30 protein-coding genes are annotated in these 19,147 nt (G+C 55.2%); 29 read left to right on the forward strand and 1 reads right to left on the reverse strand.

Annotation, left to right across the window (positions count from 1 at the left end; all coding sequences use genetic code 11):
- Positions 1 to 22: 22 nt before the first annotated feature.
- From fusA to rplP, 11 genes are all read left to right on the forward strand, one after another.
- Positions 23 to 2,146, forward strand: coding sequence for an elongation factor G (gene fusA, locus AAC621_RS07750; protein ID WP_340254012.1), 2,124 nt, complete (start codon positions 23 to 25; stop codon positions 2,144 to 2,146).
- Between the two features lie 87 nt (positions 2,147 to 2,233).
- Positions 2,234 to 3,409, forward strand: a complete 1,176-nt coding sequence (gene tuf / locus AAC621_RS07755) for an elongation factor Tu (RefSeq protein ID WP_340243653.1) — start codon at positions 2,234 to 2,236, stop codon at positions 3,407 to 3,409.
- 145 nt (positions 3,410 to 3,554) lie between these two features.
- Complete coding sequence (gene rpsJ, locus AAC621_RS07760; protein ID WP_010400227.1) at positions 3,555 to 3,863, forward strand: 30S ribosomal protein S10; 309 nt, start codon at positions 3,555 to 3,557, stop codon at positions 3,861 to 3,863.
- 14 nt (positions 3,864 to 3,877) lie between these two features.
- On the forward strand, positions 3,878 to 4,624 hold the full coding sequence (gene rplC / locus AAC621_RS07765) for a 50S ribosomal protein L3 (RefSeq protein ID WP_340254015.1): 747 nt from the start codon (positions 3,878 to 3,880) through the stop codon (positions 4,622 to 4,624).
- Entirely contained in the window at positions 4,624 to 5,244 is a 621-nt protein-coding gene (gene rplD / locus AAC621_RS07770) for a 50S ribosomal protein L4 (RefSeq protein ID WP_317657408.1), read from the forward strand. The genes rplC and rplD overlap by 1 nt, the downstream gene beginning before the upstream one ends.
- Complete coding sequence (locus AAC621_RS07775; protein WP_317657409.1) at positions 5,241 to 5,537, forward strand: 50S ribosomal protein L23; 297 nt, start codon at positions 5,241 to 5,243, stop codon at positions 5,535 to 5,537. The genes rplD and AAC621_RS07775 overlap by 4 nt, the downstream gene beginning before the upstream one ends.
- Before the next feature lie 307 nt (positions 5,538 to 5,844).
- Positions 5,845 to 6,687, forward strand: coding sequence for a 50S ribosomal protein L2 (gene rplB / locus AAC621_RS07780; RefSeq protein WP_317657410.1), 843 nt, complete (start codon positions 5,845 to 5,847; stop codon positions 6,685 to 6,687).
- 3 nt (positions 6,688 to 6,690) lie between these two features.
- Positions 6,691 to 6,969, forward strand: a complete 279-nt coding sequence (gene rpsS / locus AAC621_RS07785) for a 30S ribosomal protein S19 (RefSeq protein WP_217777634.1) — start codon at positions 6,691 to 6,693, stop codon at positions 6,967 to 6,969.
- Between the two features lie 3 nt (positions 6,970 to 6,972).
- The gene (rplV, locus tag AAC621_RS07790; RefSeq protein WP_317657411.1) at positions 6,973 to 7,353 is read left to right on the forward strand and encodes a 50S ribosomal protein L22; all 381 of its coding nucleotides are present in this window, start codon (positions 6,973 to 6,975) and stop codon (positions 7,351 to 7,353) included.
- Entirely contained in the window at positions 7,353 to 8,060 is a 708-nt protein-coding gene (gene rpsC, locus AAC621_RS07795; RefSeq protein WP_317657412.1) for a 30S ribosomal protein S3, read from the forward strand. The genes rplV and rpsC overlap by 1 nt, the downstream gene beginning before the upstream one ends.
- A gap of 12 nt (positions 8,061 to 8,072) precedes the next feature.
- A complete protein-coding gene (rplP, locus tag AAC621_RS07800; protein WP_317657413.1) occupies positions 8,073 to 8,486 on the forward strand; it encodes a 50S ribosomal protein L16 in 414 nt (137 codons plus the stop codon).
- A gap of 58 nt (positions 8,487 to 8,544) precedes the next feature.
- Here rplP and AAC621_RS07805 read toward each other — a convergent pair whose 3' ends face one another.
- Positions 8,545 to 9,165 carry a 2OG-Fe(II) oxygenase family protein gene (locus tag AAC621_RS07805; RefSeq protein WP_340254018.1) on the reverse strand — a complete coding sequence of 207 codons (621 nt, stop codon included), beginning with the start codon at positions 9,163 to 9,165 and terminating at the stop codon, positions 8,545 to 8,547.
- 242 nt (positions 9,166 to 9,407) lie between these two features.
- On the opposite strand from AAC621_RS07805, the gene rpmC reads away from it, so the two are divergent.
- The 18 genes from rpmC to rplQ all read left to right on the forward strand — a co-directional run bounded on the left by rpmC (position 9,408) and on the right by rplQ (position 19,051).
- The gene (gene rpmC, locus AAC621_RS07810) at positions 9,408 to 9,617 is read left to right on the forward strand and encodes a 50S ribosomal protein L29 (RefSeq protein ID WP_317657415.1); all 210 of its coding nucleotides are present in this window, start codon (positions 9,408 to 9,410) and stop codon (positions 9,615 to 9,617) included.
- On the forward strand, positions 9,617 to 9,847 hold the full coding sequence (gene rpsQ, locus AAC621_RS07815) for a 30S ribosomal protein S17 (protein ID WP_317657416.1): 231 nt from the start codon (positions 9,617 to 9,619) through the stop codon (positions 9,845 to 9,847). The genes rpmC and rpsQ overlap by 1 nt, the downstream gene beginning before the upstream one ends.
- 75 nt (positions 9,848 to 9,922) lie before the next feature.
- The gene (gene rplN / locus AAC621_RS07820) at positions 9,923 to 10,291 is read left to right on the forward strand and encodes a 50S ribosomal protein L14 (protein ID WP_005621870.1); all 369 of its coding nucleotides are present in this window, start codon (positions 9,923 to 9,925) and stop codon (positions 10,289 to 10,291) included.
- 1 nt (position 10,292) lies between these two features.
- Positions 10,293 to 10,598, forward strand: a complete 306-nt coding sequence (gene rplX / locus AAC621_RS07825; RefSeq protein ID WP_340254021.1) for a 50S ribosomal protein L24 — start codon at positions 10,293 to 10,295, stop codon at positions 10,596 to 10,598.
- Entirely contained in the window at positions 10,598 to 11,161 is a 564-nt protein-coding gene (rplE, locus tag AAC621_RS07830) for a 50S ribosomal protein L5 (protein ID WP_317657418.1), read from the forward strand. Before rplX ends, rplE begins: the two co-directional genes overlap by 1 nt.
- Positions 11,162 to 11,182: 21 nt before the next feature.
- Positions 11,183 to 11,488: a 30S ribosomal protein S14 gene (gene rpsN / locus AAC621_RS07835; protein WP_340244635.1), complete on the forward strand. Its 306-nt coding sequence runs from the start codon at positions 11,183 to 11,185 to the stop codon at positions 11,486 to 11,488.
- Positions 11,489 to 11,501: 13 nt separating this feature from the next.
- Positions 11,502 to 11,894, forward strand: a complete 393-nt coding sequence (gene rpsH, locus AAC621_RS07840) for a 30S ribosomal protein S8 (RefSeq protein WP_317657420.1) — start codon at positions 11,502 to 11,504, stop codon at positions 11,892 to 11,894.
- A gap of 13 nt (positions 11,895 to 11,907) precedes the next feature.
- Complete coding sequence (gene rplF / locus AAC621_RS07845) at positions 11,908 to 12,441, forward strand: 50S ribosomal protein L6 (protein ID WP_317657421.1); 534 nt, start codon at positions 11,908 to 11,910, stop codon at positions 12,439 to 12,441.
- Between the two features lie 11 nt (positions 12,442 to 12,452).
- Positions 12,453 to 12,812 (forward strand): 50S ribosomal protein L18, encoded by a 360-nt coding sequence (gene rplR, locus AAC621_RS07850; RefSeq protein WP_317657422.1) that lies wholly within the window; start codon positions 12,453 to 12,455, stop codon positions 12,810 to 12,812.
- Positions 12,813 to 12,932: 120 nt separating this feature from the next.
- Positions 12,933 to 13,496, forward strand: coding sequence for a 30S ribosomal protein S5 (gene rpsE / locus AAC621_RS07855; protein ID WP_317657423.1), 564 nt, complete (start codon positions 12,933 to 12,935; stop codon positions 13,494 to 13,496).
- A gap of 12 nt (positions 13,497 to 13,508) precedes the next feature.
- Entirely contained in the window at positions 13,509 to 13,697 is a 189-nt protein-coding gene (rpmD, locus tag AAC621_RS07860; protein WP_340254025.1) for a 50S ribosomal protein L30, read from the forward strand.
- Between the two features lie 106 nt (positions 13,698 to 13,803).
- Positions 13,804 to 14,277, forward strand: coding sequence for a 50S ribosomal protein L15 (rplO, locus tag AAC621_RS07865; RefSeq protein ID WP_340254027.1), 474 nt, complete (start codon positions 13,804 to 13,806; stop codon positions 14,275 to 14,277).
- Between the two features lie 129 nt (positions 14,278 to 14,406).
- Entirely contained in the window at positions 14,407 to 15,783 is a 1,377-nt protein-coding gene (secY, locus tag AAC621_RS07870) for a preprotein translocase subunit SecY (protein ID WP_340254030.1), read from the forward strand.
- Complete coding sequence (locus AAC621_RS07875; protein WP_340254033.1) at positions 15,780 to 16,436, forward strand: adenylate kinase; 657 nt, start codon at positions 15,780 to 15,782, stop codon at positions 16,434 to 16,436. Before secY ends, AAC621_RS07875 begins: the two co-directional genes overlap by 4 nt.
- A gap of 178 nt (positions 16,437 to 16,614) precedes the next feature.
- Entirely contained in the window at positions 16,615 to 16,983 is a 369-nt protein-coding gene (gene rpsM, locus AAC621_RS07880; RefSeq protein ID WP_317657427.1) for a 30S ribosomal protein S13, read from the forward strand.
- A gap of 14 nt (positions 16,984 to 16,997) precedes the next feature.
- Positions 16,998 to 17,387, forward strand: coding sequence for a 30S ribosomal protein S11 (rpsK, locus tag AAC621_RS07885; protein WP_317657428.1), 390 nt, complete (start codon positions 16,998 to 17,000; stop codon positions 17,385 to 17,387).
- A gap of 110 nt (positions 17,388 to 17,497) precedes the next feature.
- Positions 17,498 to 18,514 (forward strand): DNA-directed RNA polymerase subunit alpha, encoded by a 1,017-nt coding sequence (locus AAC621_RS07890; RefSeq protein WP_317657429.1) that lies wholly within the window; start codon positions 17,498 to 17,500, stop codon positions 18,512 to 18,514.
- Between the two features lie 117 nt (positions 18,515 to 18,631).
- Positions 18,632 to 19,051: a 50S ribosomal protein L17 gene (gene rplQ / locus AAC621_RS07895; RefSeq protein ID WP_317657430.1), complete on the forward strand. Its 420-nt coding sequence runs from the start codon at positions 18,632 to 18,634 to the stop codon at positions 19,049 to 19,051.
- Positions 19,052 to 19,147 lie beyond the last annotated feature (96 nt).

Genomic DNA, 19,147 nt, shown 5'->3' on the forward strand with positions numbered 1-19,147 from the left:
ATTCTAGCCTGAGGACCACCAGATGGCACGCGAATATCCGCTGGAGCGCTACCGCAACTTTGGGATTATGGCCCATATTGACGCGGGCAAAACCACAACCACAGAACGTATCCTGTATTACACAGGCCGCTCGCATAAGATCGGCGAAGTGCATGATGGCGCAGCCACCATGGACTGGATGGAGCAGGAGCAGGAGCGTGGGATCACCATTACCTCCGCTGCGACCACCACGTTCTGGCAGTGGCAAGAAGACCCATCCGCGGAAGGCACTTCGGACACGAAGTTCCGTTATAACATCATCGACACACCTGGACACGTTGACTTCACCATCGAAGTTGAGCGTTCTTTGGCCGTTCTCGATGGTGCGGTTTGCTTGCTTGATGGTAACGCAGGCGTTGAGCCTCAGACGGAAACCGTTTGGCGTCAGGCGGATCGCTACAAGGTGCCTCGCATCGTGTTCGTCAACAAGATGGACAAGATCGGGGCTGACTTCTTCAACTGCGTGAAGATGATCAAAGACCGCACAGGTGCAACACCTGTTCCTGTGAACTTCCCCATCGGTGCCGAAGACAAGCTGGAAGGCATTGTCGACCTGATCACGATGGAAGAATGGGTTTGGGAAGGCGAAGACCTTGGTGCATCTTGGAAGCGCCAGCCAATCCGCGCTGACCTGCAGGATACCGCTGACGAGTGGCGCTCGATCCTGATCGAGAATGCGGTTGAGCAGGATGATGCGGCGATGGAAGCCTATCTCGAAGGCAACGAGCCAGACATCGCGACCCTGCGCAAGCTGATCCGTAAAGGCACCTTGTCCTTGAGCTTCGTGCCTGTGTTGGGCGGCTCTGCGTTCAAGAACAAAGGCGTTCAGCCTTTGCTCAATGCTGTGATTGACTTCTTGCCCGGCCCTCTCGATGTGGTTGACTACATGGGCTTTAAGCCAGGCGATGAGACGGAAACCCGTAACATTGCACGCCGCGCAGATGACAACATGGCCTTTGCAGGTCTGGCGTTCAAAATCATGAACGACCCGTTTGTTGGCTCCTTGACCTTTACCCGTATCTACTCGGGCAAATTGGAAAAGGGCGGTTCTATCCTCAATGCGACCAAAGGCAAAAAAGAGCGTGTTGGTCGTATGATGATGATGCACTCCAACAACCGCGAAGAGATTGATGAGGCCTTTGCAGGCGACATCATCGCCTTGGCAGGTCTGAAAGAAACCACAACAGGTGACACGCTTTGCGATGCGGCAGATCCTGTGGTTCTCGAAACCATGACCTTCCCCGATCCTGTGATCGAGATCGCGATTGAGCCAAAGACAAAGAACGACCAAGAGAAAATGTCTCAAGGTCTTCAGCGTCTGGCGGCAGAAGACCCCTCTTTCCGTGTGGAAACTGACCTTGAATCAGGCCAGACCATCATGAAGGGCATGGGCGAATTGCACCTCGACATTCTGGTGGATCGTCTGAAGCGTGAATTCAAAGTGGAAGCGAATATTGGTGCGCCCCAGGTGGCCTATCGCGAAACCATTGGTCACGCGGTTGAGCATACTTACACCCACAAGAAGCAGTCGGGTGGTTCGGGTCAATACGCGGAAGTTAAGTTGGAAATCACGCCAACTGAGCCCGGCGAAGGGTATAGCTTTGAGTCGCGCATCGTTGGTGGTGCTGTTCCTAAGGAATACATCCCCGGTGTTGAAAAGGGCATCCAGTCCGTTATGGACTCTGGCCCGCTCGCAGGCTTCCCTGTGATCGACTTCAAAGTCGCGCTTTTGGACGGTAAATTCCACGATGTGGACTCCTCCGTTCTCGCCTTCGAAATCGCATCTCGTATGTGTATGCGCGAAGGTCTGAAAAAAGCAGGCGCGAAACTGCTTGAGCCGATGATGAAGGTCGAGGTGGTCACCCCTGAAGAATACACAGGGTCGATCATTGGCGATTTGACATCGCGCCGTGGTCAGGTTTCTGGCCAAGAGCCACGCGGTAACGCTGTTGCGATCAATGCCTTCGTTCCGTTGGCGAACATGTTTGGCTACATCAACACTCTGCGTTCGATGTCTTCGGGCCGCGCGCAGTTCACCATGCTGTTCGATCACTACAATCCTGTTCCGCAGAACATCTCGGACGAGATTCAATCGAAATACGCCTAAACCAGGGTGGCGGGGTGGACCCCGCCCTACCCACCAACCGTAGGGCGGGCAGTTTCCCGCCGCTCTGAACAAGACAAGGAGGCCATCATGGCAAAGGAAAAGTTTGAACGTAATAAGCCGCACGTGAACATTGGCACGATTGGTCACGTTGACCACGGCAAGACGACACTGACGGCAGCGATCACGAAGTATTTTGGTGATTTCAAGGCGTATGATCAGATTGACGGCGCCCCTGAAGAGAAGGCGCGCGGGATCACGATTTCGACTGCGCACGTTGAGTATGAGACAGATGCGCGTCACTACGCGCATGTGGACTGCCCTGGTCACGCTGACTATGTGAAGAACATGATCACAGGTGCGGCGCAGATGGACGGCGCGATCTTGGTTGTGAACGCGGCGGATGGCCCTATGCCACAGACGCGCGAGCACATTTTGCTTGGTCGTCAGGTTGGTATCCCTGCGATGGTTGTTTACATGAACAAAGTCGATCAGGTTGATGACGAAGAGTTGTTGGAACTTGTTGAGATGGAAATCCGCGAGCTTCTGTCTTCTTACGACTTCCCTGGCGATGACATTCCTGTTGTTAAAGGGTCTGCTTTGGCGGCGATGGAAGGTCGTGACGCAGAGATCGGTGAGAACTCGATCCGCGCGTTGATGGAAGCTGTTGACAGCTACATCCCAACGCCTGCACGCGCAGTTGACCAGCCTTTCTTGATGCCGATCGAAGACGTGTTCTCGATTTCTGGCCGCGGCACAGTTGTGACGGGCCGTGTTGAGCGCGGTGTGATCAATGTGGGTGACGAGATTGAGATCGTTGGTATCCGCGACACCTCCAAGACGACCTGCACAGGCGTTGAGATGTTCCGCAAGCTGCTTGACCGTGGTGAAGCGGGCGACAACATCGGCGCGCTTCTGCGTGGTGTTGACCGTGAGGGCGTTGAGCGTGGTCAGGTTCTCTGCAAGCCAGGTTCTGTGAAGCCACACACGAAGTTCGAAGCTGAGGCCTATATCCTCACGAAAGAAGAAGGTGGTCGTCACACCCCATTCTTCGCGAACTACCGTCCTCAGTTCTACTTCCGCACCACGGACGTCACCGGCACTGTGACCCTGCCTTCTGGCACGGAAATGGTTATGCCCGGCGACAACCTGAAGTTCGAAGTCGAGCTGATCGCCCCCATCGCGATGGAAGATGGTCTGCGCTTCGCCATCCGCGAAGGCGGCCGCACAGTCGGCGCAGGCGTGGTCTCCAAAATCATCGCTTAAAATTTGAGATTGGCGCGCGGGGGAGACCCCGTGTGCCAACTTCACCCGCTGGGTGCAATTGCGCACCCAAATTGAAACCGGTTTGACGAGGGGATGTGATGACACATTGCCCTCCTCTCAATCGTAAAGGATCAGAGTAATGGCCATTCAAAGCCAAAACATCCGTATCCGCCTCAAGGCGTTTGATTACCGCGTTCTGGATGCTAGCACGCAGGAAATCGTGAACACCGCCAAGCGGACGGGTGCACAGGTGCGCGGGCCTATCCCGCTGCCAAACAAGATCGAAAAATTCACTGTTTTGCGTGGGCCTCACATCGACAAGAAGAGCCGCGACCAGTGGGAAATTCGCACCCATAAGCGTCTGTTGGATATTGTTGATCCAACACCACAGACCGTGGATGCATTGATGAAGCTCGACCTCGCCGCTGGCGTGGATGTCGAGATCAAGGTCTAAGGGGGGCATCGGATATGTTGCGCTCTGGAGTGATCGCTAAAAAATTGGGTATGACCCGCCTGTTCATGGAAGATGGTCGTCAGATCCCTGTGACCGTTTTGCAATTGGATGGTCTTCAGGTTGTGGCACAGCGCACCGCTGATAAAGATGGCTACACCGCCATCCAGCTCGGTGCAGGTTCCGCAAAAGCAAAGCGCGTTTCGGCGCCAATGCGCGGCCATTTCGCCGCTGCAAAGGTTGAGCCTAAGCGTAAGCTTGCGGAATTCCGCGTCGACCCTGAGAATTTGGTGGCCGTTGGTGAAGAAATCACCGCAGACCATTATTTCGAAGGCCAATTCGTTGACGTGTCGGGCACCTCGACCGGTAAAGGTTTCGCGGGTGCGATGAAGCGCCACAACTTCGGCGGTTTGCGTGCGTCTCACGGCGTTTCGATCAGCCACCGTTCGCATGGTTCGACAGGTCAGTGTCAAGATCCTGGCCGCGTGTTTAAGGGCAAGAAAATGGCAGGCCATTTGGGCTCGGTGCGCGTCACCACTCAAAACCTGCAAGTTGTCCGCACCGATGCAGATCGTGGCCTGATCATGGTCAAGGGCGCTGTTCCTGGCACCAAAGGTGGTTGGGTGACCATCAAAGACGCGGTGAAAAAGCCATTCCCTGAGAATGCTGTTTTGCCTGCTGCTTTGAAATCCGCCGCCGCCGCAGCTGCGCCTGCAACCGAGGCCCCCGCAGAGGACGCCCCCGCCGAGGGAGGTGAAGCATAATGAAACTTGACGTCATTAAATTGGACGGTGGCAAAGCGGGATCTGTTGATCTTGGCGATGACATTTTTGGTCTTGAGCCCCGTGCTGACATCCTGCACCGCGTTGTCCGTTGGCAGCGTAACAAGGCGCAGGCCGGCACGCACAAGGTTAAAACCCGTTCTGAAGTCAGCTATTCGACCAAGAAGATCTATCGCCAAAAGGGCACTGGTGGCGCGCGCCACGGGTCTCGTAAGGCGCCGATCTTCCGTAAGGGTGGCATTTACAAAGGCCCAACCCCACGCAGCCATGCGCACGAGCTTCCTAAGAAGTTCCGTAAGCTTGGTCTGAAGCACGCCTTGTCTGCCAAAGTGGCAGCAGGCGAGTTGGTGATCATCGAAGCAGCGGCCATGGCCGAGGCGAAAACCGCACAGTTGGCCAAGCAGGTGAAGAACCTCGGTTGGAAGCGTGCCTTGATCATTGACGGTGCAACGGTTGATGCGAACTTCGCCCAAGCGGCGCGTAACATCGAGGGTCTCGATGTGCTGCCATCCATGGGCGCGAATGTCTATGACATCCTCAAGCGCGACACTCTGGTGTTGACGAAGGCGGGTGTCGAAGCACTGGAGGCTCGCCTAAAATGAGCACGAAGCCAGAACATTATGACGTGATCCGCCGCCCGATCATCACGGAAAAAGCCACTATGGCCTCCGAGAACAATGCGGTTGTGTTCGAAGTTGCGATTGATGCGAATAAACCCCAGATCAAGGAGGCCGTTGAAAGCCTGTTTGGTGTGAAGGTGAAAGCAGTCAATACAACTGTCACCAAAGGCAAAAACAAGCGTTTCCGTGGCATCGCGGGCACCCGTAAGGATGTTAAGAAGGCCTATGTAACGCTGGAAGAAGGCAACACAATCGACGTGGCTACAGGTCTTTGATCTGTCCCACGTTCGGGCGTTTTGCCTGATCTGACCTGAGCGAGGCCCCGACTGCGGATGCGGTTGGGGCCTTGTCCATCGCAAAGGCAGCTGCACAGTCGGGAAGGGGCCTTGACCTTAGGGCGTCACTTTCCTACACAGCGCCATCGCGATAGCCCCAGATTCGTCTGGGGCTTTGCTGTTGTTCGCATGAACTACATTTCACTGGGACCTTCGGGGCCCTCATTTATCGGTCACCCAATTCGGGGGACTTACAACATAGGTGGGTTTTTAATGACCTGCCGTTAGCAAACGGAAGACAGAAAGCATGGCACTTAAGTCGTATAAGCCGACGACGCCGGGCCAGCGCGGGCTGGTGCTGATCGACCGTTCGGAGCTGTGGAAAGGACGTCCTGTCAAATCCCTGACTGAGGGTTTGACGAAAAAGGGCGGTCGGAACAATACCGGACGGATTACCGCACGCCGCCGCGGTGGTGGCGCGAAGCGTCTCTATCGTATCGTGGATTTCAAGCGTCGTAAATTTGACGTCACAGCCACGGTTGAACGGATCGAATACGATCCTAACCGCACCGCCTTCATTGCGTTGATCCGCTACAGCGATGGCGAGCAGGCCTATATCCTCGCGCCACAGCGTTTGGCTGTTGGCGATGCGGTTGTCGCCTCTGCAAAAGCAGATATTAAGCCCGGTAACGCAATGCCATTTTCGGGCATGCCCATCGGGACAATCGTTCACAATATCGAATTGAAGCCCGGTAAGGGCGGCCAAATCGCACGCGCGGCGGGCACATATGCCCAGTTCGTTGGTCGTGACGGTGGCTATGCTCAGATCCGCCTCTCTTCTGGTGAATTGCGTCTGGTGCGTCAGGAATGCATGGCAACCATTGGTGCCGTGTCAAACCCTGACAACTCGAACCAAAACCTTGGCAAAGCGGGCCGCGTCCGCCACATGGGCAAGCGTCCAAGCGTCCGTGGTGTTGCGATGAACCCAATCGATCACCCACATGGTGGTGGTGAAGGCCGCACATCTGGTGGCCGTACGCCAGTTACCCCATGGGGTAAGGATACCAAGGGCACACGCACCCGCAACAAGAACAAGGCATCGCAGAAGCTAATTATCCGCTCGCGTCATGCCAAGAAGAAAGGGCGTTAATAGATGAGCCGTTCTGTATGGAAAGGCCCTTTTGTCGACGCATACGTCCTCAAGAAGGCAGAAAAAGCGCGGGAGTCTGGCCGCAACGAAGTGATCAAAATCTGGTCGCGCCGTTCAACCATCCTGCCGCAATTCGTTGGCCTCACCTTTGGTGTCTATAACGGGCAAAAGCATATTCCCGTGAACGTCACTGAAGACATGATCGGTCAGAAATTCGGTGAATATTCCCCAACGCGCACCTATTACGGGCACGCTGCGGATAAGAAAGCGAAAAGGAAGTAAGCCATGGGCAAGGATAAGAATCCCCGCCGCGTGGCGGACAATGAAGCGATGGCAAAACTGCGCATGTTGCGCACAAGCCCGCAGAAATTGAACCTCGTCGCGCAAATGATCCGTGGGAAGAAAGTTGACAAGGCATTGACCGCGTTGACCTTCTCCAACAAGCGCATCGCGATTGACGTGAAGAAATGCCTTCAGTCTGCCATTGCGAATGCTGAAAACAACCACAGCCTTGATGTGGATGAATTGGTCGTTGCCGAAGCATATGTCGGCAAGAACCTGATCATGAAGCGTGGTCGTCCACGTGCCCGTGGTCGGTTTGGCCGCATCCACAAGCCGTTCTCTGAACTAACCATCAAGGTTCGCCAGGTCGAGGAGCAAGCGTAATGGGTCATAAGGTAAATCCAATTGGCATGCGCCTGCAGGTCAACCGCACTTGGGACAGCCGCTGGTATGCGGACACCAAGGATTACGGCAACCTGTTGCTCGAAGATCTGCGTATGCGTGAATTCGTGGCGAAAGAGTGCAAGCAAGCTGGTGTCTCCAAAGTCATCATCGAGCGTCCGCACCGCAAGTGCCGCGTCACCATCCACACCGCGCGCCCTGGTGTTATCATCGGGAAAAAAGGTGCGGATATTGAAGGCCTGCGCAAAAAGCTGGCCGCAATGACCGACAGCGAATTGCACCTCAACATCGTTGAAGTGCGTAAGCCAGAAGTTGATGCGGCATTGGTGGCAGAGTCCATCGCGCAGCAGCTTGAGCGCCGCGTTTCGTTCCGCCGCGCAATGAAGCGCGCCGTGCAGAACGCGATGCGCATGGGTGCCTTGGGTATCCGTGTCAACGTGGCTGGTCGCTTGGGTGGCGCTGAAATCGCTCGTACCGAATGGTATCGTGAGGGCCGCGTGCCGCTTCACACATTGCGCGCAGACATTGACTACGCGCATGCAGAGGCGTCCACACCTTACGGGATCATTGGGATCAAGGTCTGGATCTTCAAGGGTGAAATCCTTGAGCATGATCCATCGGCGCGTGATCGCCGTTTGGCCGAAATGCAGGATAGCGGTGGGGCACCACGCCCGCGCCGTGATCGCTGAGGAGTTTGACAGATGCTGCAACCAAAGCGCACAAAATTCCGCAAGATGCACAAAGGCCGCATCAAGGGTGAAGCAAAAGGCGGGTCTGACCTGAACTTTGGCACCTTTGGCCTGAAAGCCCTTCAGCCTGAGCGCGTTACCGCGCGCCAGATCGAAGCTGCCCGCCGCGCCCTGACACGCCACATGAAGCGTCAAGGTCGTGTATGGATCCGCATCTTCCCTGATACCCCTGTAACTTCGAAGCCAACCGAAGTGCGTATGGGTAAAGGTAAAGGTTCGGTCGATTACTGGGCGTGCAAGGTCAAACCAGGCCGCGTTATGTTTGAGATTGACGGCGTAAACGAAGAAATCGCACGCGAGGCGCTGCGCCTTGCCGCGATGAAGCTGCCAATCAAAACACGCACAGTGGCACGCGAAGACTGGTAATTTCAGTTTCGTTTGTGAAAATCAAAACCCCCGCAGAGCAATCAGCGGGGGTTTTTCTTTAGTCCCAACGATAATTAAAGCTGACGCTGATCCGTTCATCCTCGGCCATATTCATGGGCACCTCATGGCGCAACCAGCTTTCCCAGAGCAGCACATCACCGACATTCGGCTTTACATAGATAAAGGGCTGTAATTCTGCGCGTGCGGTCTTGGCGCGCGTTGGGGCCGCCATCATGCGCGACAGGCGCGGGTCTTCCAGTTTCAACGCTGATGCACCTTCGGGCATTGCAACATAGGTCGTCCCTGAAATCACCGAATGCGGATGAATATGCGAGCTATGCGTGCCGCCTTTGGGCAGGATGTTGATCCATAAATCCTCAAGAACCAGAGCGCGGCCATCCAAATCGAATTCCAAATCCTTGACGAATTCAGCGACATGATGATCGAGAATTTTCACCAAATCCGCAAAGATCGGAAAGCGCCAAGGCAGATCGGTGAGCGAGGCATAGGACGTATATCCAGGATATCCGTTTTCCTCGCACCATGTTTGACCCGCTTCGTCATCTTCTGCGATAACGAGGCAAGATTGCTCTAACTCGGCCAAATCAAGGTGAGGGGCTGCCTCTTGCAGATTGCCGTGATAGAGGCGTGTGACGAATAAGGATGATATCTGTGCCATAGGCCTTCCTTAGATCAAGATGCGCCAAGCCGCGCGGAACGGATGACGGAACCATAGCCTAGGTCTAGGTGCGGGGCGAGGGTAGACCACAACCGCCTTTGAAAAACGCGGATAAATTCCCCCGTGGGGTTGCCATATGCCCAAGATGCGCGTATGTGCCGCCCCTATCCACCTACTCCAACGGAATCAGGGTGACGCTTTTTGCGGCCCTCCGTTGATTGTTGAAAAGGAAGACCAACGCGATGAACGCGCAAGACCTACGTGATAAAACGCCTGACCAGCTGCGTGATCAGCTTGTTCAGTTGAAGAAGGAGGCGTTTAACCTGCGCTTCCAACAGGCCACTGGCCAATTGGAAAACACCGCTCGTATGCGCCAAGTGCGCCGTGACGTGGCCCGTGTGAACACGATTCTATCTCAGAAGGCAGCAGCAGCCGCAGGGGAGGCCAACTAATGCCCAAACGTATCCTGCAAGGTGTTGTCACCTCTGATCAGAATGAACAAACTGTCACCGTGTCTGTAGAGCGCCGCTTTACGCACCCAGTGATGAAGAAGACGGTTCGTAAGTCCAAGAAGTATCGGGCCCACGATCCGCAGAACCAATTCAAAGTTGGCGATATCGTCCGCATTCAGGAATGTGCGCCAATTTCGAAGTCGAAACGCTGGGAAGTCATCGCAAACTAAGCGCTGAATTTCAGTTTAACGAAACCCTGGGGGTAATGTCCGCATCGGCGCCCCCAAAGGTCGGGAGATACCACTATGATCCAGATGCAGACCAATCTGGATGTAGCTGACAACTCTGGCGCTCGCCGAGTTCAGTGCATCAAGGTTCTGGGTGGATCCAAGCGGAAATATGCCTCGGTGGGTGACATCATCGTGGTCTCCGTGAAGGAAGCCATCCCACGCGGTCGTGTAAAAAAGGGCGATGTCCGTAAGGCCGTTGTCGTGCGCACCGCAAAAGAAGTTCGCCGCGAAGATGGCACAGCTATCCGTTTCGACCGCAATGCGGCCGTGATCCTCAACAACAACAACGAGCCTGTTGGCACCCGTATCTTCGGGCCAGTTGTGCGTGAGTTGCGTGCGAAGAACTTCATGAAGATCATCTCGCTCGCTCCGGAGGTGCTGTAATATGGCTGCCAAGTTGAAAAAGGGCGACAAGGTCGTCGTGCTTGCTGGCAAGGATAAGGGCAAAGAGGGTGAAATCTCTGCCGTTATGCCAAAGGCCAACAAAGCCATCGTGGACGGCGTGAACATCGCCATCCGTCACACCCGCCAATCTGCACAGGGCCAAGGCGGCCGCCTGCCAAAGGCGATGCCAATTGACCTGTCCAATTTGGCGCTTCTGGACAAAAACGGCAAACCCACCCGTATTGGCTTCAAGGTTGAAGACGGCAAGAAGGTGCGTATCGCCAAAACCACGGGGGAGGCCATCTAATGCTTGATACGGCAAACTATACCCCACGCCTGAAGGCGGCTTTTGCTTCGACTGTTCGCCCTGCGATGAAGGAAGAGTTCGGCTATAAGAATGATATGCAAATTCCACGTTTGGATAAGATCGTTCTGAACATCGGCGCAGGCGCCGAAGCCGTGCGCGACAGCAAAAAAGTCAAATCCGCTCAGGAAGACCTCAGCGCGATTGCAGGCCAGCAGGCCGTTGTGACCAAGGCAAAGAAATCTATCGCGGGCTTCCGTGTTCGCGAAGATATGCCTCTTGGCGCAAAGGTTACCCTGCGCGGCGACCGCATGTATGAATTCCTTGATCGTCTGATCACTGTGGCTATGCCGCGCATCCGCGACTTCCGCGGCGTGTCTGGCAAGTCCTTTGACGGCCGTGGCAACTACGCCATGGGGATCAAAGAACATATCGTTTTCCCTGAAATCAACTTCGACAAGGTCGATGAGGTTTGGGGGATGGACATTATCATTTGCACCACCGCGAAAACTGACGCGGAAGCCAAGGCGCTGTTGAAGCATTTCAACATGCCCTTCAATTCGTGATCGCGGGAGGAGAGTAGAACAATGGCAAAGAAGTCCATGGTTGCACGCGAAGTTAAGCGCCAAAAGCTTGTTGCGAAATACGCAACAAAGCGTGCCGCGCTAAAAGAAATCGCGAATGATGAATCGAAGCCGATGGAAGAGCGTTTTAAGGCTCGTCTGAAATTGGCAGAGCTGCCACGTAATAGCTCAGCCACTCGTCTTCATAACCGTTGCCAGCTCACGGGGCGCCCAAAGGCCTATTACCGTAAGCTGAAAGTCTCGCGTATCATGCTGCGTGAATTGGCCTCGAACGGCCAAATCCCCGGCATGGTTAAGTCGAGCTGGTAAGGAGGTCTGACAGATGAATGATCCTCTTGGTGATATGCTGACCCGCATCCGCAATGCGCAGATGCGTGGCAAGTCCACAGTCGTGACGCCCGCTTCCAAGCTGCGTGCTTGGGTTTTGGATGTGTTGGCCGATGAAGGCTATATCCGCGGCTACGAGCGCACCTCTGATGCCGCAGGGCATCCCGCGCTGGAAATCAGCCTGAAATACTATGAAGGCAGCCCTGTGATCCGCGAGATTAAGCGCGTATCCACCCCCGGTCGTCGTGTTTACATGAACGTGCAGGATATTCCGCAGGTTCGGCAAGGTCTTGGTGTTTCCATCGTCTCCACCTCCAAAGGTGTGATGTCCGATGCGAATGCACGTCAGGCCAATGTCGGCGGCGAAGTTCTCTGCACCGTATTCTAAGGAGGCCTGAAGCATGTCTCGTATTGGGAAAAAACCGGTCGGACTGCCTGGTGGTGTAACAGCCACTGTGTCGGGCCAGACGATTGAGGTGAAGGGGCCGAAAGGCACCCGTAGCTTTACCGCCACCGATGATGTCACAATCGCAGTCAATGACAACGCGGTTGATGTGACACCACGCGGCAAGTCCAAGCGTGCCCGCCAGCAATGGGGTATGAGCCGTTCGATGGTTCAGAACCTTGTCACGGGCGTGACGGATGGCTTCAAGAAAGAGCTGGAGATCACAGGTGTGGGTTACCGCGCCGCGATCCAAGGCAATGTTCTGAAACTGTCCTTGGGTTACAGCCACGATGTGGATTTCCAAGTGCCACAAGGTGTGACGGTGACAACACCAAAGCCAACCGAAGTGGTGATCGAAGGGATTGATCAGCAATTGGTCGGTCAGGTTGCAGCAAACATTCGCGAATGGCGTGCGCCCGAGCCCTATAAGGGCAAAGGGATCCGCTACAAGGGCGAATATATCTTCCGCAAGGAAGGTAAGAAGAAGTAAGGGCGACGAAGATGGCAAACAGCAAACGAGAACTGTTCCTCAAGCGCCGCCTGCGCGTTCGGAACAAGCTGCGGAAAATGGCAGACGGGCGCGCGCGCCTCTCTGTTCACCGCTCGAACAAGAATATCAGCGTTCAGTTGATCGACGATGTAAAAGGCGTGACTTTGGCCTCGGCATCTTCGCTCGAAAAAGATCTGGGCGTTGTTGGCAAGAACAATGTCGAAGCGGCCGCAAAAGTGGGCGCAGCGATTGCAGACCGTGCAAAGAAAGCCGGCGTGTCGGAATGCTATTTCGACCGTGGCGGTTTCTTGTTCCACGGCCGCGTCAAAGCTTTGGCTGACGCAGCCCGCGAAGGTGGTTTGAAGTTCTAATCCATGTAGGCGGCGCGCAAGTGCCGCCTCGATGATCGGGGAGAGGGCCTTTCATGTGCCCCTCACTGCGATTGACCAAAACAGGCGCGCGGGATGCGCCAGAACTGAAGGATGCCAAACATGGCAGAACGTGAACAACGTCGGGGCCGTCGCCGCGAAGAGCGCGAAGAAACCCCAGAATTCGCCGACCGTCTGGTCGCAATCAACCGCGTATCGAAGACCGTAAAAGGTGGTAAGCGTTTTGGCTTTGCCGCTCTTGTGGTTGTCGGTGACCAGCGTGGTCGTGTGGGCTTTGGCAAAGGGAAAGCCAAAGAAGTGCCTGAAGCGATCCGTAAGGCAACCGAACAAGCCAAGCGCAACCTTATTCGCGTGCCTCTGCGCGAAGGCCGCACTCTGCACCACGACGCGCAGGGCCGTCATGGCGCAGGCAATGTCGTGATGCGCACCGCCCCTGAAGGGACGGGGATCATCGCGGGTGGTCCAATGCGCGCCGTGTTCGAGATGCTTGGCATCAAGGACGTTGTTGCGAAATCATTGGGCTCGCAGAACCCCTACAACATGATCCGCGCAACCCTTGATGGTCTGCGTCAGGAAAGCTCGCCTCGTCAGGTGGCTGCGCGCCGCGGCAAGAAAGTTGCCGACATCCTGCGCAAGCCCGAAGCCGAAGTTGCGGCAGACGCCTGAGGAGAGTGAGCAATGGCTAAAACTATCGTTGTAAAACAGATCGGCTCGCCGATCCGCCGCCCTCAAGATCAGCGCGCAACGCTGATTGGTTTGGGTTTGAACAAGATGTACAAAACCCGCGAGTTGGAAGATACCCCTTCCGTGCGTGGTATGATCAACAAGATCCCGCATCTGGTAGAAATCATTGAGGAGCGCGGTTAATCCGCGCCCTTAATCCTGCCCCAGATTTCTGGGGCGCTTTTGATCATTATGCCGCGTTTGCCGCCACGGTCGCTCGGGTGGTAATTCCGGCTAAAGGAGTAGCGACATGAAACTGAATGAATTGCGCGATAACCCAGGTGCAACCAAGAAAGCCAAGCGTATTGGCCGTGGCCCTGGTTCTGGCAAAGGTAAAATGGGTGGCCGTGGTATCAAAGGTCAGAAATCCCGTTCGGGTGTGGCCATCAACGCCTATGAAGGCGGCCAGATGCCCCTCTATCAGCGCCTTCCAAAGCGTGGCTTCAACAAGCCAAACCGCAAAGAATTCGCTGTCATCAATTTGGGCCTGATCGAGAAATTCCTCGAGGCGGGCAAATTGGACGCAAAAGCAGAAATCACCGAAGATGCATTGGTTGCATCGGGCTTGGTGCGCCGCAAATTGGACGGCATCCGCGTTTTGGCCAAAGGTGACATCTCGAAGAAAGTAACGATCACTGTCACAGGTGCTTCCAAAGCAGCGGTTGAAGCTGTTGAAAAAGCAGGTGGCAAGCTCAACGTAGCGGCACCAGCAGCGGCAGAGTAATCTGCCGCAGGCTTTCGACCAAGATGAGCCTTGAGACTTGCGGCTGAGCCGCATACATCAAGGGCAGGGTTTTTCGCGCCGCAAGATCGCAAGCTCGGTCTTGCGGCGCAATACATGATGAGGGGCGGTATGGCTTCAGCAGCTGAACAGATGGCGGCTAATCTGAGTTGGAAGTCGTTTGGCAAAGCGTCCGAATTGCGCCAGCGCATTTGGTTCACGCTTGGTCTTTTGATCATTTATCGGATCGGCACCTATATTCCTGTTCCAGGGATTGACGGGCAAGAGTTGCGCAATTTCTTTGACGCGGCTTCTGCGGGATTGGGCGGTGTTCTGAACATGTTCACAGGCGGCGCCCTAAGCCGCATGGGTGTGTTCGCATTGGGGATCATGCCCTATATCTCGGCCTCGATCATTGTGCAGCTGATGACCTCGATGGTGCCTGCCTTGGAGCAGTTGAAGAAAGAGGGCGAACAAGGCCGTAAGAAGATCAACCAATATACGCGCTACGGCACGGTCGCCTTGGCAACCGCGCAGGCCTATGGTCTGGCTGTCAGCATGGAGTCGGGCGGTCTTGCCTCGGATCCGGGTTGGTATTTCCGCGCGGCCTGTGTGATCACCCTAGTGGGCGGCACGATGTTCCTGATGTGGCTTGGCGAGCAGATCACGCAGCGCGGCATCGGTAACGGTATTTCTCTGATCATCTTTGTTGGTATCATCGCAGAAATCCCTGCGGCTCTGGCGCAATTTTTTGAACAGGGCCGTTCTGGTGCCTTGTCCACGCCTATGGTTTTGGGCGTGATTGTGATGTTGATTGCAACGCTGTTTTTCGTTGTGTTCATGGAGCGCAGCCTGCGCAAGATCCACATTCAATACCCCCGCCGCCAAGTCGGCATGAAGGTCTATGACGGCGGCAGTAGCCATTTGCCGATCAAAGTTAACCCTGCGGGCGTTATCCCAGCGATCTTTGCATCTTCCTTGTTGTTGTTGCCAACAACCATGACCACCTTCTCGGGCAGTGAAGCGGCAGGGCCAGCTCTGTCATGGATCCTTGCAAATTTTGGCCCCGGTCAGCCCCTCTATCTGCTGTTCTTTGCTGGTATGCTGATTTTCTTCACCTATTTCTATACGCTGAACGTGGCCTTCAAGACCGATGATGTGGCGGACAATCTGAAAAACCAAAATGGGTTTATCCCGGGCATCCGTCCTGGTCAGCGCACTTCGGAATATTTGGAATATGTGGTGAACCGCGTTCTTGTGCTGGGTGCAGGGTATTTGACCTTGGTCGCCCTCTTGCCCGAGATTGTGCGCTCGAACTTGTCAATCACGGCTTATTTCGGCGGCACATCCATTCTGATCATCGTCTCGGTCGGCATGGACACCGTGCAGCAGATCCAATCGCATTTGCTTGCCCATCAATACGAGGGCTTGCTTGAGCGGTCTCAACTGCGTGGCCGCAAAGGGACGGGCACGGGGCGTACCAAGCGCCGCACGCCACAGCGCAAATGACCGCGATTATTCTCCTCGGCCCCCCAGGTGCGGGCAAGGGAACCCAAGCGCGCCTCTTGGTTGAGGCGCGTAGCATGGTTCAGCTTTCCACTGGGGATATGTTGCGCGAGGCGCAGGCCTCTGGCACGGAAATGGGCAAACGGGTCGCCGATGTGATGGCCCGTGGTGAATTGGTGACGGATGAGATCGTCATTGGCCTGATCCGCGAGAAATTAGATGCAGGCCTCGCAGGCGGCGTGATCTTTGACGGGTTTCCCCGCACTTTGGCACAGGCAGATGCGCTTGAGGCATTGCTGGCCGAGATGGGTCTTGCACTTGATGCAGTGATTGAAATGCGTGTGGATAATGAGGCCCTTGTGGCGCGGATCACGGCGCGCTCAACCTGCGGTGGCTGCGGTGAGGTGTATAATGACATCACCAAACCAATTCCTGCCGATGGCACCTGCAGCACCTGTGGCGGTGCCGAGTTCAAGCGCCGCGCGGATGACAACGAAGACAGTCTACGACAGCGCCTGATGGAATATTACAAAAAGACATCGCCGCTGATTGGCTACTACTATGCCAAGGGGCATTTGCAGGCGGTGGATGGTTTGGGCGAGATTGATGCGGTCGCAGGCGGCATCGCAGCCATACTTAATCAACCCAGATCTTAACCCCTATCCCCTTGACGGGGGAAGGGAAAAAGCCTATGCGCAGGCTTCCCATGAAGGGAATCATCGGGCGGATGCCGCCTGATAAATCGAAAAAGGTCTTGCGGCTTTTTTGCAGCAAGACCTTTTGGTTGTGAAAAAAGGTTCTGGGGCTACGGAACCGCAACGAGAGGAAAGATAAGTGGCACGTATCGCAGGGGTCAACATCCCCACAGCCAAGCGCGTTCCTATTGCGCTGACATATATCACTGGCATTGGCCAATCATCTGCATATTCAATCTGCGAAGCCGTGGGGATCGACCCTGCGCGCCGCGTGAATGAATTGTCTGACGCCGAAGTCTTGAAAATTCGTGAACATATCGATGCGAATTTCACCGTAGAAGGTGACTTGCGCCGTGAAGTTCAGATGAACGTAAAGCGTTTGATGGATTTGGGGTGCTATCGTGGCCTCCGTCATCGCCGCAACCTGCCTGTGCGCGGTCAGCGCACCCACACCAACGCGCGAACCCGTAAGGGGCCTGCAAAGGCAATCGCGGGTAAGAAGAAGTAAGGGGAGGCAGATAAATGGCTCGTGATAAGACCCGCGTAAAACGCAAAGAACGTAAAAACATCGCCGCTGGTGTGGCGCATGTGAACAGCTCGTTCAACAACACAAAAATCCTGATCTCTGACGTGCAGGGCAATGCGATCTCTTGGTCGTCTGCGGGCACGATGGGGTTCAAGGGCAGCCGTAAATCCACCCCCTATGCCGCGCAGATGGCCGCAGAAGATGCGGGCCGCAAGGCACAGGAACATGGTGTGAAAACACTCGAAGTCGAAGTGCAGGGGCCAGGCTCTGGTCGTGAATCCGCACTTCGTGCTTTGGCCGCTGTTGGGTTCCAGATCACGTCTATTCGTGACGTGACCCCAATCGCGCACAATGGCTGCCGCCCGCCAAAGCGTCGCCGCGTGTGACAAATGCGATTTTTCTTGGGCCGCGTGCGCGTCACGCGGCCTGAGTGGTTATTTGATCCTCGAGCGTCTCTGGCCTTGGATCGGTCAGCGACAGGAATGGAGGCTCCACAATGATCCATAAGAATTGGCAAGAACTGATCAAGCCAACCCAGCTGGTTGTAAACCCTGGCACCGACCCTGCGCGCAAGGCAACTGCGATTGCCGAGCCGCTTGAGCGTGGCTTTGGTCTGACGCTTGGCAACGCGCTGCGCCGCGTTTTGATGAGCTCGCTGCAAGGCGCGGCCATCACATCTGTGCAGATCGACAACGTCTTGCACGAGTTTTCCTCGGTCGCCGGTGTGCGCGAGGATGTGACGGATATCGTTCTCAACCTCAAAGGCGTGGCCTTGCGCATGGAAGTTGAGGGGCCAAAGCGCCTTTCCGTGACCGCAAAAGGGCCTAAGGTTGTCACCGCAGGCGACATTTCCGAAAGCGCAGGTATTGAAGTTCTGAACAAGGATCACGTGATCTGTCACTTGGATGACGGCGCGGATTTCTTCATGGAACTGACGGTGAACACGGGCAAAGGCTATGTCTCTGCAGATAAGAACCGCCCGGAAGATGCGCCAATTGGTCTGATCCCGATTGACGCGATCTATTCGCCCGTCAAGAAAGTATCCTATGACGTGCAGCCGACCCGTGAAGGTCAGGTTCTCGATTACGACAAACTGACTGTCAAAGTGGAAACAGATGGCTCGGTCACCCCTGAGGATGCCTTGGCCTATGCTGCACGTATCTTGCAGGATCAATTGCAGATCTTCGTCAACTTTGACGAGCCAGAAGCCGCAGGTCGTCAGGATGATGATGATGATCTCGAATTCAACCCGTTGCTCCTCAAGAAGGTGGACGAGTTGGAATTGTCGGTTCGCTCTGCAAACTGCCTGAAGAATGACAACATCGTCTATATCGGTGATCTGATCCAGAAAACCGAAGCCGAGATGCTGCGCACGCCAAACTTTGGCCGCAAGTCCTTGAACGAGATCAAGGAAGTTCTGTCTGGTATGGGCCTGCATTTGGGTATGGATATCGTTGATTGGCCGCCAGACAATATCGAAGAGCTGGCTAAGAAATACGAAGACAATTTTTGATTTCGCAAGGGGCGCGCGTGATGCGCGCCTCTCGCACCCCCGGGCATCCCGCCCCAATAAGGAGAGAGACGCAACGCACGGCTCTCGGACAAAGCATGAAATGAAGGAGATTTAACCATGCGTCACGGATCTGGCTATCGCCGTCTGAACAGAACCCATGAACACCGCAAAGCGATGTTCTCGAACCTTGCTGGCTCATTGATTGAGCATGAGCAGATCAAAACCACCCTGCCTAAGGCGAAAGACCTGCGCCGTGTGGTTGAGAAGCTGATCACATTGGGCAAGCGCGGTGACTTGCACGCACGCCGTCAAGCGGCTGCTGCGTTGAAGCAAGACGCCCATGTAAAGAAATTGTTCGAAGTTCTCGGCCCCCGCTATGCGGAGCGTCAGGGCGGCTATGTGCGCGTTCTCAAGGCGGGTTTCCGCTATGGTGACATGGCGCCAATGGCCATCATCGAATTCGTGGATCGTGATCCCGAAGCAAAAGGTGCCGCAGATCGTGCCCGCCTTGCTGCAGAAGAAGCGGCTGCTGAATAAGCGCAACTCTTTTGCGAATAGTTTTGAAAACCCCTCGCGCCAATCGCGGGGGGTTTTCTTTTTGCACGACCGCGCATGGGGGATTTTCCTCTGCCT

This window comes from Roseobacter sp. HKCC-CH-9208 (assembly GCF_037805125.1).
In the GTDB taxonomy this organism is placed as follows: Bacteria; Pseudomonadota; Alphaproteobacteria; order Rhodobacterales; family Rhodobacteraceae; genus M30B80.

What these genes read in the sequence shown, in the direction of transcription:
- AAC621_RS07775 (WP_317657409.1), top strand. Translation starts at nt 5,241, where the DNA reads ATGAGCACGAAGCCAGAACATTATGACGTGATCCGCCGCCCGATCATC.
- rpsE (WP_317657423.1), top strand. Translation starts at nt 12,933, where the DNA reads ATGGCAGAACGTGAACAACGTCGGGGCCGTCGCCGCGAAGAGCGCGAA.
- rpsQ (WP_317657416.1), top strand. Translation starts at nt 9,617, where the DNA reads ATGCCCAAACGTATCCTGCAAGGTGTTGTCACCTCTGATCAGAATGAA.
- rpsC (WP_317657412.1), top strand. Translation starts at nt 7,353, where the DNA reads ATGGGTCATAAGGTAAATCCAATTGGCATGCGCCTGCAGGTCAACCGC.
- rplB (WP_317657410.1), top strand. Translation starts at nt 5,845, where the DNA reads ATGGCACTTAAGTCGTATAAGCCGACGACGCCGGGCCAGCGCGGGCTG.
- rplP (WP_317657413.1), top strand. Translation starts at nt 8,073, where the DNA reads ATGCTGCAACCAAAGCGCACAAAATTCCGCAAGATGCACAAAGGCCGC.
- rplR (WP_317657422.1), top strand. Translation starts at nt 12,453, where the DNA reads ATGGCAAACAGCAAACGAGAACTGTTCCTCAAGCGCCGCCTGCGCGTT.
- rpmD (WP_340254025.1), top strand. Translation starts at nt 13,509, where the DNA reads ATGGCTAAAACTATCGTTGTAAAACAGATCGGCTCGCCGATCCGCCGC.
- fusA (WP_340254012.1), top strand. Translation starts at nt 23, where the DNA reads ATGGCACGCGAATATCCGCTGGAGCGCTACCGCAACTTTGGGATTATG.
- rplD (WP_317657408.1), top strand. Translation starts at nt 4,624, where the DNA reads ATGAAACTTGACGTCATTAAATTGGACGGTGGCAAAGCGGGATCTGTT.
- AAC621_RS07805 (WP_340254018.1), bottom strand. Translation starts at nt 9,165, where the DNA reads ATGGCACAGATATCATCCTTATTCGTCACACGCCTCTATCACGGCAAT.
- rplE (WP_317657418.1), top strand. Translation starts at nt 10,598, where the DNA reads ATGCTTGATACGGCAAACTATACCCCACGCCTGAAGGCGGCTTTTGCT.
- rpsK (WP_317657428.1), top strand. Translation starts at nt 16,998, where the DNA reads ATGGCTCGTGATAAGACCCGCGTAAAACGCAAAGAACGTAAAAACATC.
- AAC621_RS07875 (WP_340254033.1), top strand. Translation starts at nt 15,780, where the DNA reads ATGACCGCGATTATTCTCCTCGGCCCCCCAGGTGCGGGCAAGGGAACC.
- secY (WP_340254030.1), top strand. Translation starts at nt 14,407, where the DNA reads ATGGCTTCAGCAGCTGAACAGATGGCGGCTAATCTGAGTTGGAAGTCG.
- rpmC (WP_317657415.1), top strand. Translation starts at nt 9,408, where the DNA reads ATGAACGCGCAAGACCTACGTGATAAAACGCCTGACCAGCTGCGTGAT.
- rplC (WP_340254015.1), top strand. Translation starts at nt 3,878, where the DNA reads ATGTTGCGCTCTGGAGTGATCGCTAAAAAATTGGGTATGACCCGCCTG.
- rpsN (WP_340244635.1), top strand. Translation starts at nt 11,183, where the DNA reads ATGGCAAAGAAGTCCATGGTTGCACGCGAAGTTAAGCGCCAAAAGCTT.
- rplQ (WP_317657430.1), top strand. Translation starts at nt 18,632, where the DNA reads ATGCGTCACGGATCTGGCTATCGCCGTCTGAACAGAACCCATGAACAC.
- rpsS (WP_217777634.1), top strand. Translation starts at nt 6,691, where the DNA reads ATGAGCCGTTCTGTATGGAAAGGCCCTTTTGTCGACGCATACGTCCTC.
- rplF (WP_317657421.1), top strand. Translation starts at nt 11,908, where the DNA reads ATGTCTCGTATTGGGAAAAAACCGGTCGGACTGCCTGGTGGTGTAACA.
- rplX (WP_340254021.1), top strand. Translation starts at nt 10,293, where the DNA reads ATGGCTGCCAAGTTGAAAAAGGGCGACAAGGTCGTCGTGCTTGCTGGC.
- rplN (WP_005621870.1), top strand. Translation starts at nt 9,923, where the DNA reads ATGATCCAGATGCAGACCAATCTGGATGTAGCTGACAACTCTGGCGCT.
- AAC621_RS07890 (WP_317657429.1), top strand. Translation starts at nt 17,498, where the DNA reads ATGATCCATAAGAATTGGCAAGAACTGATCAAGCCAACCCAGCTGGTT.
- rplV (WP_317657411.1), top strand. Translation starts at nt 6,973, where the DNA reads ATGGGCAAGGATAAGAATCCCCGCCGCGTGGCGGACAATGAAGCGATG.
- rpsH (WP_317657420.1), top strand. Translation starts at nt 11,502, where the DNA reads ATGAATGATCCTCTTGGTGATATGCTGACCCGCATCCGCAATGCGCAG.
- rplO (WP_340254027.1), top strand. Translation starts at nt 13,804, where the DNA reads ATGAAACTGAATGAATTGCGCGATAACCCAGGTGCAACCAAGAAAGCC.
- tuf (WP_340243653.1), top strand. Translation starts at nt 2,234, where the DNA reads ATGGCAAAGGAAAAGTTTGAACGTAATAAGCCGCACGTGAACATTGGC.